Raw genomic sequence first — 16,271 nt, forward strand, 5'->3', positions numbered from 1 at the left:
CTATCAATAGTCTTCGACGTAACATAAATATTTTCATCTGTAATTATTAACGTTACATCAAATCCTGGATCTGTATCACCAGCCACAAAGATCTGTCCGTATTTATTATCAATACGATATGTAACAAACACCCCGCTATGTGTGTCTCTGTCACTCATAAGCGGATACCGACTCATAAATGCCAGAACCTTATCGGAAGCAGCATAAATAAATTTACCCTTCCACGACATCATCGGGTTCGCTTTCAATATTGAATTACTGTTCGAACCACCACTGATATACTCTTTAATATTTTTTTGCGTATCATTGTAATAAACAATACCGCCATGATCGCAGTCCTTATAGTTTTCCAGGGTGAAAAACCGATGATCGTCAATACGGTAAATGACCTGTGGCGGCACATCAAAAAGGTAATACTTAAATTTATTGCCAACCCCTTTTGCCGCCATAGCCCCCGAGGCAGCGCCAAACGCAGCACCAGATGTGGGGATACAACCGGAGAGAGAAAGGCATGAAAATATTATCCCAGACACTCCTGCAATCCGAAGAAATGCATCTTTAAAATAACGCATCCTTAATTTCCTTTAATTAATTCAAAAATAATATCGTTCAGTATTTTTCCCTGAATCAACGGCGTTTTTCCCTGAGCATCTGTCACACCTTCCTGTACAGAACCATCCGGCAGTGTGAGGCGAAACCGTTGACTGGCGATGGGTTCCCCACTAACAGGATGTAGTAATGTAAAACTTTCATCGAAATTATCTGGCTCGAACGACTTCATCACCCCCTGCATACTGCCGGAGCCCGCTTTCCTGATTCCGCTGTTCTTTATAAGTAGCCTGCCCGGGCCGCCTATCTCAACGTTTCCGCCGCTGATTCTGATGTAGCCGCCGCCGCATATAAGCTTCAGGTTCCGCCGTACAGCCTTTCACTGCCAGCAGGTGGTGGTTATGGCTGATTCTGATCGGGGGATGACTGCTCATACGTTCTCTCCTTCAGACCGGCTGAAGACCAGCGAGATACCTTCTTCATCGCTCCGGCCGAGCGTCAGGGTGTGTGATTTCTGTCTGTCAGTGCTGAGGCCATGTCCATCAGCCCGCCTTCATATCCCGCATATTTGCGATGATGTTCGCTCCACACTGTGTTTTACAGTTATGCAAAACGATCCCGCTCCCGTTTTCTTCATACGCAGAAACATCGCATTCAATAATTTTGTTTGTGCCGTGCATCGGACAACTGACGGTATTATTCAAAAGTGCGGCATTTTTACCGTATATATCAAAACTGGATGAGGCAGAAGTGACTTTGCCTCCGTGCGTAGTGGCATCCCCTAAAACAACGGCATATTTACCCATTAGATCAACTCCCTTTACCATTTATTTTTCGTTGTCAGTCTACCCATATCGCGATTGTTTATCTCGGTTGCATCAGCGGTTGACTCACCATTTATGATGTCAGGCTTTTTTGGAATATCCAAAATTCCCTTTTCCATATAACTATCGTATCCTTGCGTCCAGTCAGCCATTGCTCTTAGTTTTGCCATGAATGCTTTATTACGGCTGGCATCACAAAAACCGATCGGAATATCATAAGCAACAACCCGGCTCATAAACATTTCGTTCTTGGGCAAAGTGCTGTGATCTGTTGGCTGGGAGATATATTTTCCCACCCTGACATTTCGCTCTTCTACCGTTTCACGGCGATAACGAGGGATCCGAGTGAAGCCCGACTGTTCATACCCTGTTAAAATTTGTTCAAATGGATACAGGTTAATATAGTTTTTATAGGTGTCATCATTAGGAATATTGAGATCGGATTTATCATGCTCTTCTTTATTTAACTGCCCCCAGCCATAACCGTATACTTCACCAGGTCTTTCATCCTTGTTATTACGAGTTTCATCAAGCTCGGTAAGTTTATCAGCAGAAATAGGCGCAGGAACTTTTTCACTATTAATGTCCAAAGTCCAATACCCCGGATTATTGTAGGTTAACCAGTCGCCATCATCATCCCAGAACGGTTTACCATCCGTTGGCGTAAAGGAAGTTCTGGGATTCGGCGTGTCACCACAAGGTAACCAGCGCGCCAGAATACGTTGATACAAATGCCCTTTATGCTTTTCGAGCATCGGGTGAGGACTGCCGTCTGGGTTGTTTTTCAACCCCTGCCAGCCAAGACTCAGGAGTGGACTGGCCCCCATTACCCTGTCATGAGGATTGCAGTAAATATAAAACCGTCCATGGTTATCACGTTCCGGGATTCTTGTTTCACTATCTGAAGACGGTAATGTTACATTCGGTGTCCAGCGTTTTTTATCGTCCGTTTTCCCCACGCATAGTGCATTATACTCTTCAGCTTTTAACATTCCGGCCTGTTCTGCAATCTTATCTATGATAGCGGATAGCGTTTGGCTACGGGCATTATCGGAGGAAACTTCCTCTGCGGGCAAAGCCAGACTATCCGTTGTTTTAGCTTCCATAGCATACGGAGAGTTAAGGATAAATAACGCATCAGGTGCTTTTTTAGCCAGCGTTGTTGCCGCCATAGCAATCATCGTTCCCTGACTGTGGGAAATGATGCTCACCGTATCGTGGGGGTATTCTTCACGAATTAAATCCACTAAATCAGCAAGGCGTTTCGCTGCGTGAGCGTAGTACTCTCTGGGTGGAGCATCAGTCAGCAGGCGATCCAGGTCAGGGGCAAATTTTTGCACAGGCACAACGCCCAGTACTTTTGATTTAAACCCTTCTTTACTCCATAGTGACACCAACTGGGTCGTTCCATTCTGGAATGGTCCACCGCCCCAGAAGAAAGGCCCCTTTTTGCGGACATCAGCCTCTGATGCCCCCTCTGCAAGCAGCTGGTGATAATCTTCATTACGGATATTGACTAGTGGAATTTTATATTTACCTTCTTCCCCATCCGCAGCACGATATCCCCAATAAAATCGTATCACCGGAGATCGCCCTTCATGCTCAAGCCGTCTAAACCCTTTGTCGGCAGAATCATTATCGCAGCTATACACATTTTCTTGTAACTTAAAGTTGGTGTCATTAAGCCCCAGCCGAGCATTTAATCCCATGCAAATATTTTTTTCCGCAATCTCATACCATTCACCAGTAGAGTTAACTCCATGAACAAAAATAATAATACCCGGTAAATGTGGTGGTATCTGACATTCTCCTCGCACCTTCACCGATTTAGGCGAAGTAAAGCTTTTCCAGGAGGGGCGTCCATTATCATCGATGCAGGTGTCCAGTATCCGGGTTGGTTCAGAGTTATACTCATTCATTATTCCACTGCCCTTTTAAATTTTACAAACCGAACTTTTGTTGCTTTAACAGTACTATCGCAATGAAAACGAATATCATACTTCCTATTTTTTAAGGTTTCTTTGTCAAATTTGACATCTCTGTTTTCAGTAACATTTTGGGTCAAACTCCCGCCACCATTAAGCTCACCATAATCAAAAGGAACTATTTTCACTCCATAACCGTAATCGTTACCTCTGTAAAAAACACTATTATCGACAGTAAAAACAGTCCCACTATTAGGGTGGTTCGATGATTTCTCATAAATACGGTCATAAAACGTCCTACCATTGTCCGTTGAGACCATAGCCCCCTGATAGCACCCTCTATTATTATCACACCCACTCCATGTATTATTAACATATGGGAATGCCAATGCACCATTTGTGGCGTCATACAGCAATATGCCGCCATAGGCCATAATGCCATTTTCTACATTTTTTAACTGAATCTGCTCATCACCGACAAGGTAGTTCTTAATAAGGGTCCCATCATCCTTTCGATAATCACGATTTACAGTATCAATCCTTGTTTTAATCCCTAACTTCGTATCATGGTAATAAATTTGTCCGCTTTTATCGCAGGCGATATAGTTCTCCAGTGTCAGGAAACGGTGATCGTCAATTCTGAACACCTCCTGCGGGGGTGCGTTTGTCACCACAATTCTGTCATCATTATCCGCTTTAGCCGGACGAGCCATTCCATACCCAAAACTCCCACCGACGGTTGGCAAATTGGATAATATTATCAACCCAGCAACAAATAACGAGCAAGTACCAGCAATGATGATTAATGTTTTATTTTTCATTTAATAACTCTCCAGCCAGGTAATTTCCATATCATCAACGGCTTGCGATTGCGTTAAAGATGTTTCACCTGACTCCGATGTAACGCCTTCGATTAATTTCCCGTCTGGCAACTTAATGCGGTATCGCTGATTAGATAATGGTTCTTGTGTCAAGCTATGCGTTAATTTGAATTTCTCATCAAAACATTCTGGCTCAAACGACTTCATCACCCCATGCATACTGCCGGAGCCCGCTTTCCTGATTCCGCTGTTCTTTATAAGCAGCCTGCCAGGCCCACCAATCTCAACATTTCCGCCCTTGATTTTGATATAACCGCCTCCGGATATCAGCGTCAGCTCGTCCTGTGCCGTCACGACCATCTTCCTGCCGCTCGAGATATGCGTGTCCTCTGTGGACCAGGTCGTGATATTTCCGCCCTGAGCCTGGATATCTATATCGTGTTGCGAACTGTACAGTTTTGCCCCTTCCCGGCTGTACAGGCTGAGTCGTTTACCGGCCGCCAGCGTGAAGTCCTTCTGTGCACCGACATCCAGCTGTTTACCCGCAGTCAGCGTCAGGTTATCGCTGGCCGATAGCTGCATATCTTCTCCGCTCACCAGCGCCATACCCTTTGGCGCACTGCCCAGAATCACTTCCTGATGCAGCTGCTCGATTTTCTGCTTCAGGAGTTTTTGCTGACGGCCCACGTCAGCGGCCAGCGCCAACGCCTGCTGTGCGCTGGCGGCAAGGGATTCCATCTCCACTAATGCCGCTGACAGCCGCGCGAGCGCAGGCTCCATCTCCAGCACCTGCCCCTGCGCTCTGGCCTGCCCGTCTGCGCTGATAAAAATCCCTTTCTGCGCCCGTATCGCCCCCCAGCTGTCCGTCCTGAGCTCAAACCCCTCGCCGCGCTGCTGTTTCTCACTGTCGACCAGGTGCCCGAGATTCAGCTGACTCTTGCCGCCATACTCCGTCGACACCTTGATATGCTCTTTTCCGCGCTCGTCATCGAGGCGGATTTTATTGTTCGCAGGCGTCCGCAGGACGTTACGTCTGTAGTTGCGGATGGTGACGTGGTCGCCGTGCGCCGAGTCGTGCAGCACTCCGGCAATGTACGGCCGGTCCGGGTTACCGTCCTCAAAGCCAATCGCCACTTCGGTGCCCGCCAGCAACGGCAGGTGAAGGCCATACGTATCCCCTGCGTACGGGCGGGACTGGCGCACCCAAAGGCTTTCGAATCCGGTCTCCCAGCTGTCACGGTCAAACAGCATATTGACGCGGTAACGACCGTCTTTGTCGATGTGGCCGTAGGTGTCATTTTCAGTGGTACTGGTGACGCGGGCCGGCAGCGTCCCGGCCATCACAGGACGTGAGCCAGGTTCAGGACGGAAACCAAAATCGGTGTTATCAGGAATGCCGTCAAAATTAACGGCAAAGTCCTTATCACGGCGGGCATGCGTACGCATCGCCGTGATGACCACACCCGCGCTGAACACCTCTGCCACTTCGTACCCGCCGGTGACTTTCAGCACCTGGCCCGGAAAGAGCGTCGGACAGCTGGTAATGCCCTGCGTCCGGGTCTGGCCATTCAGGTAGCGCTCATGACGAATGCGGGCATAAAACGCCCCGGACTCCGGGGCCGGATTGCGGTCGTATGCATTACCCCGGGTAAGGTAGTTGTCCCCCCAGTGGTAGGCATCGCCACAGGTGGTGCTGTCGCCCTGAGTCGCGTCAACCTGGCTGTTCATGTCTTCCGTGGCCTGACGGTAGTTGTAGTCACGGGTGCTGACCTGCTTCTGCACCACGTTGTGGTGGCACGCCATGCCCCAGACCGAATCCACGCCTTTTGAATGCTGACCCGACGGCGGGACTGACGGCAGGGTCAGGCCTTTCTCATACCCCTGCTGGCTGTCGTAAAACTCGACCACATCGATGTTCAGGCGCGTGTCGGTGGTGAAGCGAAACCAGATACCCACCTCACCCAGCAGGCGGGTGATAAAGTGCAGGTCATCCTCACCGTACTGCATCACCTGCTCACGGCGCGGGTACTCTTTTGACAGCGAGAACAGAAAATCCTGGCCGCGCATGTTGTGACGCTCGCGCAGGATTTTTTCCACAATCTGCGGGACCGACATGTCCTGATAGATGGCGTTCTGGTGCGAACGGTCAAGCAGCGCCAGGCGTGGCCGGAGCGTCAGGGCATAATGGGTTTCATCTTTTGATGTGCTGAGGCGTTCAAAGCCGGTCACTACCCCCTGAAGGGTGCGCACGGCCTGCTGCACTTTAATGCCGTAACCCTGGTCCACCGGGGCCTGCAGCGTCAGCGAGCCGGTTTTCATCAGCATCATCTCTTTGCTGATGGCATGGTCAGAGCTTGTGAATTCAATGCGGTAGCTGAACGGTTTACTTAAGGCCTCATCGCCCTCAAAGGCCAGCACGTCAGGTTCCGCCGTACAGCCTTTCACTGCCAGCATGTGGTGGTTATGACTGAATCTGATCGGGGGATGACTGCTCATACGTTCTCTCCCTCAGTCCGGTTAAAGTCCAGCGAGATACCTTCTTCGTCGCTCCAGCCGAGCGTCAGGGTGTGTGGTTTCTGCTTCGCGGCCATGTGGGTCAGCAGTTGCTGGCTCAGCACCGGCAGAATCTGCTGATTAAGCAGGCTGTCGACATTGCGTGCGCCGGTATCCGGCAGCAGGCAGGCAGCGGTCAGTGCGTCGTACAGGCTCACATCAATATGGGTGGTCAGGCCGTAGTGACGGTTCAGGCGCTTGCTGACCTGGTCGAGCTTCATTTCCACGATGATACGCATGGCCGCTTCGGCCAGCGGTCGATAGATCACGGTCTGGAAGCGGGCCAGCAGCGCCGGCTGGAAGTGGTCACGCAGGATCGGGCGCAGCAGTTCGTGCAGGTCGCTTTCGGTGGCCTCCGGCTGCTCATCCAGCAGCTGCATCAAAGGGTCGCTGCCGAGGTTCGAGGTCATCAGGATAACGGTATTACGGAAGTCGATTTCGCGGCCTTCGCCGTCGCGCATAAAGCCGCGGTCGAACACCTGATAGAACAGATTCATCACCTCACGGTGTGCCTTTTCCACTTCGTCGAGCAGCACCACGCTGTAGGGACGCTTGCGTACTGCTTCGGTGAGGATGCCACCCTGGCCGTAGCCGACGTAGCCCGGCGGTGAGCCTTTCAGCTGCGACACCGTGTGCGGCTCCTGGTACTCGGACAGGTTAATGGTGATGAGTGACTTCTCGCCGCCGTACAGCACATCCGCCAGCGCCAGCGCGGTTTCAGTCTTACCGACGCCACTCGGGCCAACCAGCAGAAATACGCCCTGCGGACCGTCCCCGGACGTAAGGCCGGTTTTCGCCGCTCGCAGACGCCGGGCGATGGCAGTCAGCGCCACATCCTGGCCAACCACGCGTTTGCCGATTTCCTTCTCCAGGCTTAGGAGTTCGGTCTGTTCGTCTTTCATCAGCGAAGAGAGCGGCACGCCTGTCCAGTCGGCAATGACGGTGGCAACGGTGCGCACGTCCACATCGATCGAGAGCAGTGGATTGCTGTGCTGCATTCCGTTCAGTTGCTGTTGCAGCGCGTGAGTTTCGCCCTGACGGGAGAGGTCCTGGCGGCTTTGCAGCAACTGCTCTGCGACTTTCAGCTCCTGACCGTGCCGGGTTTCCAGCTCATCAAGTTTGAGGATCAGTTGTACTTCTTCCTGACCGATAAGAGTCAGACGCTCGCTGTGGCTCTGACTGCCAAAAGCAATATCTTCCAGCAGTGCCTGCTTCTCCATTTCAAGCGAGGTTATCTGCGCGCGAATGCGGGTCAGCTGTTCCGGAACGGTATCAAGGCTCATGCGCACGCGGGCGGCGGCGGTGTCGAGCAAATCGACCGCTTTGTCCGGCAGCTGGCGACCGGTCAGATAACGGCGGGAGAGCGTGACCGCAGCGCGCACCGCATCATCGGTGATATGCACGTTATGGTGCTCGGCATAGCGGGATTTGAGACCGCGCAGCATCAGGCAGGCGGTCTCATCGTCCGGCTCGTCGACCTTCACCATCTGAAAGCGACGCTCCAGCGCGGCATCGCGTTCGAAGTACTGTTTGTACTCGCTCCACGTGGTCGCGGCGATAGTGCGCAGTTCGCCGCGCGCCAGCGCCGGTTTCAGCAGGTTGGCGGCATCCGCGCCACCCGCCTGATTGCCCGCACCGATAATGGTGTGGGCTTCATCAATAAACAGCAGAATCGGTAGCGGAGACTGCTGCACCGCGTCGATGACGTTTTTCAGACGCTGTTCGAACTCGCCTTTCACGCCCGCGCCAGCCTGCAGCAGCCCCAAATCCAGGGTACGCAGAACAACCGGCCTGAGAGATTCCGGCACGTTGCCTTCGGCTATACGCAGCGCCAGCCCTTCCACCAGCGCGGTTTTCCCCACGCCCGGTTCGCCCACCAGAATCGGGTTGTTCTTGCGACGGCGCGAGAGAATATCCACCATCTGGCGGATTTCCGTCTCACGGCCAAACACCGGGTCGATTTTGCCCTCTTTCGCTTTCGCAGTGACATCAAGGGTGAATTTATCCAGCGCGTTCTGCAGCGCCGGGCTAAGCTCGCCTTCTTTCAGCTCGGCATCCACCGGACGGCCGACAAATTCCATCCCGCCGCTGTGGCTCTGCGCAAGTTCCGCTTCCTGCTGCAGTTCCAGGCGTTCGTCCGACTGTGCATCGAGCAGCGGACGCAGACGTTCCAGCTGACTCTGGCCCAGCGTCAGGAGTGGCCACAGCCCGTCACAGCGCACCAGTTTCTGTTTATCTGCCAGCGCCATTAGCAGATGGACGCTGCGGATTTGTTCCTCACCGTTCAGAGAAGCAATCAGCCAGGCTTGCTGCAGCAATGTCTGAATGGTGTCAGACAGTTGAGGACGCTGGCGTACTGAACGCGGCTGTTTATCCAGCCAGGCAAGCAAATCCTGCCAGATGGCATCCATATCCCACTCATAGCGGCGGGCCAGCACGGTGAGATCGCCTTCACCCTGCTCCAGCAGTTTCAGCAGCCAGTGCTCCGGCAGGATTTCAGCATGGGCGCGAATCTGACACAGGGAGGCTGCCCCTTCCATCGCACGGGCGCAGTAAGGGTTGAGACGTCGAAGAAGGATTGCCGGGTTTTCCATATTTGCTTGCTCACTGTTGAGGACCGTTCAGGCACGCTACCGCCCCTGGCCGTTACCGAGGCCCATAAGGTCTGTTTCCGGGATGTGATGTTTTTGCTGAGCGCCCGCACAGGCAGACACTCAGCAAAAAGAGCGGACAGAGAAGCTCTGCCCGCTCGTGACTTATGCGGTGGCGCGTTCGTTCCAGGAGTCGGAATGAATGATGTTGCCGTCTTTGTAGGTCCAGGTGATTTTTTCGTAGCGCAGTTCAATCTGCTCAAGATGATTATGCTTCTCGAAAGCCGGATTTTTGATGTCGTGCATCACCGGGTTCACTTTCACCACCTTCACGTTTTCCAGTCTGGTGTTGAAGTACTCCACTTCCTGGCCCGCGTCGTTGATCCTGTACCATTTGAATTCAGCAGATTTGAGGGTCTGCCCGGTGGTCACTGCCTTGTACAGGTAGGGGCTGGAGGAGTCGATCTCCTTGGTAAACAGGAACGGGGTGTGAATACGGGTGCCGGTCAGCTTGCCGGTGTTGTTGTCGGTCGGGATGTAGAGGTTATGCTGCTGTGCCACCACTTCGATGCTGCCGTCTCGATCCTGAACGTCCACGGACCCTTTGATGTCCGCGCCGCCGTCGTCTTTCAGCCAGAGATAAACAGGAATTGCCATGAAATTACTCTCCATTGTGTAGTGATGCGTCATCATCCTGCGATGACGCCTGGGTGTGGCCCGGTATCTGACAGGCACTGGCCTGCGGTACCAGACTGATTTCGACACGGCGGTTGAGCGCACGCCCCTCCGGGGTGTCATTGGTTGCGATCGGACGGCTTGCGCCATAGCCCTGCACCGCAAAACAGCTTTCCGGTACGTCACCGGTGTCACGCATCCAGTCGCGTACCGCTGCGGCACGCTCGAGTGACAGCGTCTGATTCAGTTTTGGGTTACCGGTGTTGTCTGTATGGCCGGACACGACAATCAGCCAGCCCGGCTTCGCTTTGATGCCGACCAGTGAGTTCACCAGCATTCTGGTGGAGCCCGCTTTCAGCGCAGATTTGCCGGAATCAAACAGCGACATGCTGTCGAGACGGATAATTTTGGGTACCGGTTCAGGTTCCGGCTGCGGTTCAGGCGGCGGCGGTGGCGGCACATACGAACGGATCGCATCCAGCACCGGCATTCGCAGACGCTCTCCCTGATAGAGACCCAGGCTCATCCGAGCCGGTACACCATTGCGCGCCTGGTCATCCAGTTCTGTCGCATCGTTACGCAGGACAGCCACGGCATCGGCTTTGGGGCCGAAATCCTGCATCGGGATACGGTCATAGCGGGCAATATCGAAGCTCACACGCCGCAGCAGCTGGCGATTGTTCCAGCTACTGCTGAGCAGGGCAGCAATGGCAGCCAGCGTGAAAATCCCGAGCGCATAACGCCAGGCTCGCCCACGTGGCGTCAGGCCGCGTCCTTCAGGGAGCAGCGGCAGAATAAAATCCGGGAAGGGGGAAACCACCGTGCTATCCGTTCCCACCGGCTGCCAGCCCGCAACCTGCTGGATCGCAGTGTGACGGGCTAGCCATGCAGTCCAGGCAGATGTGGCCAGACTGCCGGCAAGGATCGGTCCCATTCCCCACAACACCGCAACAGGTGCGATGACCGGAACATCGGGATGTTCATCCATAAAGCGCGCAGTGACATGCTGCTGAAACCACGCTATCAGGCTGTTTATCAGCACCTGCTGCTGCATCGCTGGCGACCCACCGGTGGTGATCCATTCAGCGATTGAACCCGGCGCTGAAGACGCCCGCCAGACCCTCACGCCTTCACCCGGGATAGCCGCCTGCCAGAGCAGATCATCCGTCATCGCGCTGCCAATCTGCCCCTTCAGAACCAGTGGCACACAATGACCCGTTTTTTTACGCAACTGGCTGATTTGCCAGCGCAGGGCCAGCAGACGACGGGTCAGCGCTTCGCTGTCGGCATGTTTCTGCGGACAGACGCTGACCATCACCGATAGCTGGCGACCCCAGTCAGGCCGCAGCGACAGAACCTGTTGAGCGACCTGAACCAGATCCTGATGATCCGTCACGCGGATCCAGCATCCCTGCGTGACAGTGAACACTGGTGACGGCTGTCGGCATGTCAGCGGCAGATCGCCACAGAACAGCACCACAGGCTGACGCCAGGAAGCTTCCGGGAGGTCATCCAGACGCAGGGTAACGTCATGCTCCGCACGACGACTGGCGACCGTCCGGAACGCCAGGATACCCCCCAGAACGATAAGCAGAAGGAGCACAGAAACCAGTCGGGATACCGGCAGGAAATCCAGGCAGACCACGGCACTCAGCAGGGCGGCCCACAGTGCAAGCACGCGCTGTTGTGCAGGACTCATTTCACGGCTCCCGGTAACAGGCTCTGCAGCATCTGATCCAGCCAGTGATCCAGCCCCCACCAGAGTGCGGCCACCACCACGACGCTCAGGCCGATACGCACGGGCCATGAGTCCAGCCAGCGCCCTATCCCCCGTCCGGCACCACTTTCTGCCAGAACCGGAAGCGTATTGGGATAGCTGAAAGGTGAGACCCGTTCACTCAGTGCGCTGACAAGTTTCTGACGCTCCGGATCGTTCAGAGCGCGAAAGCTGCCCAGGAATCCCAGCATCATGACCCGCTGGAAGCAGGTCAGGACGGCCCGATCGGGCGATGGGTCACGCAGCACTGCGCGCATCCGATCGCACAGCGTGTCACCCGCGTCCATGGTGCCAAGGAAGTACCCCTGCAGGGGAATGCCATACCACTGCACACAGGCATCATCCTCCACACCGCGACCTTTGACCGCCTCATCAAGCAGCGCACACTGTGCCGTGAGAATATGCTGACAGCTGGCTTCATCAAGGTCGCTCGCTTTAAGTTCGCGCTGGACCCGTTCGACATCCGCAATGCAGTGCTCCCATAACATGCGCCCTTCTCCCTCCTGAAATATCGGGCCGTAACGCAGACTGATCACCTGTAGCCAGGTATTCTGCAGGAGAGCATCAATATCGATAGATGTGGCAACACCGCGTTCAGGCTTACTCATGTTCTCAGTACCGCAAAGAGTTCAAGTTCAGGCTCGCCGAGCATGCCCGGCACGTAAAACATACAGGTACCGCTCTGAAGCATTTCAGTGGCCAGAGGATGAGAAACATCAAGGCTGAAATACTGATTTTCCAGACGCAGCGGAATGGCGGCTGGCACATGACGCAAGGGCGTCAGAGGAATACCTACCCGCGAAGAATTGACGATACTTCTGACATGATCAGGCGTGCCGACCTTACACTGGCGCGGGAACTGTTCCTGCAGTTGTGCCACCGGTATCGGTGAACGCACGGAGAGGTAGTAATCCGCCCCTTCACGCAGACGTGGGTCATGCAGACGAGCCTGCCAGACGTGAAGCCGGGGATCCTGTTCAAGATCAATTGCCACCACCCGTGACGGCAGGCTGGCTTCCAGCAGATCACCCAGCAAATCAAACAGCGGCGGGAATACGTGGTTCAGTTGCTCATGCTGCCAGATCGGAATCGCGCTCACCTGATGCTCCAGCGAGAAGGTCAGCAGGCTGCCCGCCAGCCGCGCCAGTTCCGGGTACAGACGCTCCGGCGGGCTTTGCGGGTGGCGCTGAAACTGACCCAGTACTGGCTCGGCGCTGTTCAGGGCATTGAGCAGCCAGAAGAGTGACACGTCGGCTACGGCAAAATCCGCCATGCGCTCGTTACTTTCCCGGCGCATCGCCATCAGGCGACTCAGACGGGCGCGGAGCTGTGTCATCAGCTGCTCCAGCTGATTCACCAGCCAGCGGCTGCCCTGCAGAGCGAGCAACGGGGGCAGCCATGCATCATCGCGTGTCCAGCGGCCCTGCGAATCCTGCTGCAGGCGGGCGACCGGGCAGGTCAGGTAATCACTGTTGTTCTGATGAGCAAAACGCAGCGTCAGCGCGGGCTGCATCACCGCAATCTGACGGGTATCTTCCCCAAAGAGGTTGCGAACATCCCGCCAACACTGACGATATCGAACCGGGCGATCGGCTACCTCATCAGGCTTAAGACAGTTGCCCCCATTTGCCCGCATCAGCGGAAGCGCCAGAACCACCCCGACATCCCGGGACTCCCCTTCAAGCGCCAGCACCGGTGGCAGGTCATCCCCCCTATTCGTGTCGACCAGCGTGCCGTCGGGAAAGCGGATGTGCAGATGACTGGCCTGCAGGCGGCCCAGTTTTAATGCGTCAGGTTCAAAAGTTGCCTCAATCACCCCCCAGGGATGGGAGAGCCCCAGTCGGGCGATGCATTCCGCTGACCAGGCCGCATACACGGCCTGCTGCTGGAAATGCTGGGGTGAGATCATCTGCCCCCGGCCCCATAACGGCTGTTCCGTTTTCATTGGCTTCCTGCCTTAGCTTACGATTTGGCCTTAGGCATCTGAGAAACCAGTGAGAGGTTGACGTCCATCCCTTCCACCTGGAAGTGCGGCACGGCATAGAGCTTCACGCGGAAGAAGCCGGGGTTATCCTCAATGTCTTCCACCACCACTCTGGCGTCCCGCAGCGGGTGAGAGGCCTGCAGCTCGTCGCCCGGGTCGGTCATTTCCGTGACCAGACTGCGCACCCAGGTATTCAGCTCCAGCTCCAGCAGACGACGGTCTTTGGTGGTGCCGATGTTTTCACGCTGAATCAGCTTCAGATAGTGGGCAATACGCGACAGCAGGAAGATGTAGGGCAGACGGGCATTAATACGGCTATTGGCCGTCGCATCTGCCGTATCATACAGCGCAGGTTTTTGAGTGGAGTTCGCCGAGAAAAAGCACGCATAGTCGCGGTTTTTGTAATATGACAGCGGAATGAAACCCAGGTTGGCAAATTCAAATTCGCGGGTTTCCGGGATCATGACCTCAGACGGAATTTTCACCTGATTGCCGGTGCCAAGGTCATACAGATGAATAGGCAGATCCTGCACCGCACCACCGGCCTGCGGGCCCCGAATCTGTACACACCAGCCGTTATTGATAAAACTGCGCATCATGTTTGCCGCAAAGGCGAAGGAGGCGTTGGTCCAGAGATATTTGTCGTGATCCGGGCCTTTCACTTCCTCAACATAATTGAAGCTGCGAACAGGCACGGTGTCCGGGCCATAGGGCAGACGACCCAGCACACGCGGCATGACCAGACCGATGTAACGGGAGTCGTCCGTCTCGCGAAAGGATTTCCACTTGATGTATTCCGCGCGGTCAAAGTAGTTACCGATATCCTTGATAGCAGCCACTTCTTCCATCGAATCTTTCAGGAAAAATTTCGGGCCAGCCGAGCCGATAAACGGCATATGTGCTGCGGCAGAGACTTTGGAGATGTTGCGCAGCAGCGCGACATCCTGCGCAGACGCATCAAACTCGTAAGCGGAAATCAGCGCGGCAATCGGTTCGCCACCCGGTGTATCATACTCTTCAATATAGGTTTGCTTATACAATCCGCTCTGGATGATTTCCGGGCTGTCTTCGAAGTCCTGACGCAGCTCTTCTTTTGACATATCCAGCAGTTCAACCTTTACGTTCTGACGGAAATCGGTTTTATCAACCAGGGATTTCACGCCGCGCCACAGGCTTTCCACTGCCTGGAATTCTTCGCTATGCATCACGGCATCAAGCTGGCGGCTGATCTGATAGTCCAGTTCCGCGATATGGTGGTCAATCAGGTTTTTGTCGAGCTTTTCGACTTTTGAGCCCGACTTTGTCAGGCATTCCAGAAACACCTGCATCCCGGCAGTCAGACGCTCATCCGCGGTCGCATCTGACATCGCCTGCGCGTCCTGCCAGATGTCCAGCGCACTCAGTTCAGACACCGGGTTCAGGTTGATTTTTTCAAACAGGGAGGCATATACCCCACCGGCAGCAGGACGTTCCAGCACGACACTCTCGCCACCCGCGGCATTCTCATTTTTTACAGACATCAGCATCTTCCTTATTAATCCGTTAAAGCATCGTGATCGTTATGGCTGTTTCGGGGCCAGGGCGGAGAGTTCGGCTCTGAGTTCTGCGCTCAATGCCGGATCGAGCAGAATCTTTTCCAGCTCTTTTCGGAATGCCTGGTTGTCCAGCAGGTTGGCTTTTAAATCGCGAAGTAAATTGCGCATGGAAAGCATGGCTTTCAGCTGGGGTATTTGCCGTGAAACCTGTTCCGGGGTGAAATCCTTCATGCTGTGGAATGTCAGCGTGATATTTTCCTCACTGCCATCACCGGCAAGTGTGTTTTTAACGGTCAGATTGACGTTTGGGGAATATTCGGAAAGCACTGAGTCAAAGTTATTTTTGTTGAGATTAACTTTCTTACGCTCAGACAGGGGGGCAGATTCCTGACCATGACTGAAGTCACCCGCCACCAGTAATTTAAGGGGGAGTTCCGTTTTCTTGCTTGCGCCCCCCGTATGCAAATCGAGTTTCAAATTAATACGTGCCTTCGGCACTTCACTCTGGAAACTATCCGACATCTCATCATCCCTCAGATTATCGCTACATGGATTTTTCAGACTAAAGCTATAGACGCACGATAATAGAATAATGATCGAGATAAGATCAAATATTAAGATCATTACGCTATTTGCTAGATATATTAAGAATTTTCTGCTGAATTTTAATAGCGGTGATTGTCGCCATACCAGCGATTTGAGCCAGAAGTGAGCAATTAAATAAACATTTATGTCGCTGCAGTGAAAACGAACGAAAAATTACGCGTAAATGGTTATGGCATTGATTTGCATCAATACAGCTACACCAAAAAGAGTCATTGACTGACTGAAGGAGCATTCTGGAACAGAAGATATAAAGGCGGAAAGAAACGTCGGACGTTATAACGCGGGCTGACAGGAGAAACTGTGGAATATTCCTAAGAAAGATGTCCAGAATGACATCGAATTTTTATTAAGACAAAGCGTGCCTGATTTAATGCGATAATTGCAGGAACCGCTGGTGAGAATAGATTTAAACCCTCCCCCACACCCAGCCA

13 protein-coding genes are annotated in these 16,271 nt (G+C 53.7%); all 13 read right to left on the minus strand.

The window, feature by feature from the left end:
• Positions 1-572 (minus strand): T6SS immunity protein Tli3 family protein (locus tag FJW00_RS00160; protein WP_444939627.1); only part of this gene is annotated, 572 nt, incomplete at its 3' end.
• A gap of 2 nt (positions 573-574) precedes the next feature.
• Positions 575-781: a hypothetical protein gene (locus FJW00_RS00165; protein ID WP_140922692.1), complete on the minus strand. Its 207-nt coding sequence runs from the start codon at positions 779-781 to the stop codon at positions 575-577.
• A gap of 310 nt (positions 782-1,091) precedes the next feature.
• Positions 1,092-1,355 carry a PAAR domain-containing protein gene (locus FJW00_RS00175; RefSeq protein WP_140922694.1) on the minus strand — a complete coding sequence of 88 codons (264 nt, stop codon included), beginning with the start codon at positions 1,353-1,355 and terminating at the stop codon, positions 1,092-1,094.
• A 14-nt stretch (positions 1,356-1,369) separates the two neighbouring features.
• On the minus strand, positions 1,370-3,292 hold the full coding sequence (locus FJW00_RS00180) for an alpha/beta hydrolase (RefSeq protein WP_181405327.1): 1,923 nt from the start codon (positions 3,290-3,292) through the stop codon (positions 1,370-1,372).
• On the minus strand, positions 3,292-4,119 hold the full coding sequence (locus FJW00_RS00185; protein ID WP_140922696.1) for a T6SS immunity protein Tli3 family protein: 828 nt from the start codon (positions 4,117-4,119) through the stop codon (positions 3,292-3,294). Before FJW00_RS00185 ends, FJW00_RS00180 begins: the two co-directional genes overlap by 1 nt.
• Positions 4,120-6,615: a type VI secretion system Vgr family protein gene (locus FJW00_RS00190; RefSeq protein ID WP_140922697.1), complete on the minus strand. Its 2,496-nt coding sequence runs from the start codon at positions 6,613-6,615 to the stop codon at positions 4,120-4,122. It abuts the gene before it with no gap.
• Positions 6,612-9,266 carry a type VI secretion system ATPase TssH gene (tssH, locus tag FJW00_RS00195; protein WP_140922698.1) on the minus strand — a complete coding sequence of 885 codons (2,655 nt, stop codon included), beginning with the start codon at positions 9,264-9,266 and terminating at the stop codon, positions 6,612-6,614. Before tssH ends, FJW00_RS00190 begins: the two co-directional genes overlap by 4 nt.
• Positions 9,267-9,428: 162 nt before the next feature.
• Positions 9,429-9,920 (minus strand): type VI secretion system effector Hcp, encoded by a 492-nt coding sequence (gene hcp, locus FJW00_RS00200; protein WP_046102419.1) that lies wholly within the window; start codon positions 9,918-9,920, stop codon positions 9,429-9,431.
• Positions 9,921-9,924: 4 nt separating this feature from the next.
• Positions 9,925-11,637 carry an OmpA family protein gene (locus FJW00_RS00205; protein ID WP_140922699.1) on the minus strand — a complete coding sequence of 571 codons (1,713 nt, stop codon included), beginning with the start codon at positions 11,635-11,637 and terminating at the stop codon, positions 9,925-9,927.
• On the minus strand, positions 11,634-12,323 hold the full coding sequence (gene tssL, locus FJW00_RS00210; RefSeq protein WP_140922700.1) for a type VI secretion system protein TssL, short form: 690 nt from the start codon (positions 12,321-12,323) through the stop codon (positions 11,634-11,636). The genes FJW00_RS00205 and tssL overlap by 4 nt, the downstream gene beginning before the upstream one ends.
• Positions 12,320-13,660, minus strand: coding sequence for a type VI secretion system baseplate subunit TssK (gene tssK / locus FJW00_RS00215; RefSeq protein ID WP_140922701.1), 1,341 nt, complete (start codon positions 13,658-13,660; stop codon positions 12,320-12,322). Before tssK ends, tssL begins: the two co-directional genes overlap by 4 nt.
• Before the next feature lie 17 nt (positions 13,661-13,677).
• On the minus strand, positions 13,678-15,225 hold the full coding sequence (gene tssC / locus FJW00_RS00220) for a type VI secretion system contractile sheath large subunit (RefSeq protein ID WP_140922702.1): 1,548 nt from the start codon (positions 15,223-15,225) through the stop codon (positions 13,678-13,680).
• A 33-nt stretch (positions 15,226-15,258) separates the two neighbouring features.
• On the minus strand, positions 15,259-15,756 hold the full coding sequence (gene tssB, locus FJW00_RS00225; RefSeq protein WP_140922703.1) for a type VI secretion system contractile sheath small subunit: 498 nt from the start codon (positions 15,754-15,756) through the stop codon (positions 15,259-15,261).
• Positions 15,757-16,271 lie beyond the last annotated feature (515 nt).

Origin of the sequence: Pantoea anthophila (assembly GCF_006494375.1) — a bacterium.
Classification (GTDB): Bacteria; Pseudomonadota; Gammaproteobacteria; order Enterobacterales; family Enterobacteriaceae; genus Pantoea; species Pantoea anthophila.

Bases quoted from the DNA above. Each gene is read 5' to 3' on its own strand.
- FJW00_RS00165 (WP_140922692.1), bottom strand. From the start codon at position 781: ATGAAGTCGTTCGAGCCAGATAATTTCGATGAAAGTTTTACATTACTA.
- FJW00_RS00175 (WP_140922694.1), bottom strand. From the start codon at position 1,355: ATGGGTAAATATGCCGTTGTTTTAGGGGATGCCACTACGCACGGAGGC.
- FJW00_RS00180 (WP_181405327.1), bottom strand. From the start codon at position 3,292: ATGAATGAGTATAACTCTGAACCAACCCGGATACTGGACACCTGCATC.
- FJW00_RS00185 (WP_140922696.1), bottom strand. From the start codon at position 4,119: ATGAAAAATAAAACATTAATCATCATTGCTGGTACTTGCTCGTTATTT.
- FJW00_RS00190 (WP_140922697.1), bottom strand. From the start codon at position 6,615: ATGAGCAGTCATCCCCCGATCAGATTCAGTCATAACCACCACATGCTG.
- tssH (WP_140922698.1), bottom strand. From the start codon at position 9,266: ATGGAAAACCCGGCAATCCTTCTTCGACGTCTCAACCCTTACTGCGCC.
- hcp (WP_046102419.1), bottom strand. From the start codon at position 9,920: ATGGCAATTCCTGTTTATCTCTGGCTGAAAGACGACGGCGGCGCGGAC.
- FJW00_RS00205 (WP_140922699.1), bottom strand. From the start codon at position 11,637: ATGAGTCCTGCACAACAGCGCGTGCTTGCACTGTGGGCCGCCCTGCTG.
- tssL (WP_140922700.1), bottom strand. From the start codon at position 12,323: ATGAGTAAGCCTGAACGCGGTGTTGCCACATCTATCGATATTGATGCT.
- tssK (WP_140922701.1), bottom strand. From the start codon at position 13,660: ATGAAAACGGAACAGCCGTTATGGGGCCGGGGGCAGATGATCTCACCC.
- tssC (WP_140922702.1), bottom strand. From the start codon at position 15,225: ATGCTGATGTCTGTAAAAAATGAGAATGCCGCGGGTGGCGAGAGTGTC.
- tssB (WP_140922703.1), bottom strand. From the start codon at position 15,756: ATGTCGGATAGTTTCCAGAGTGAAGTGCCGAAGGCACGTATTAATTTG.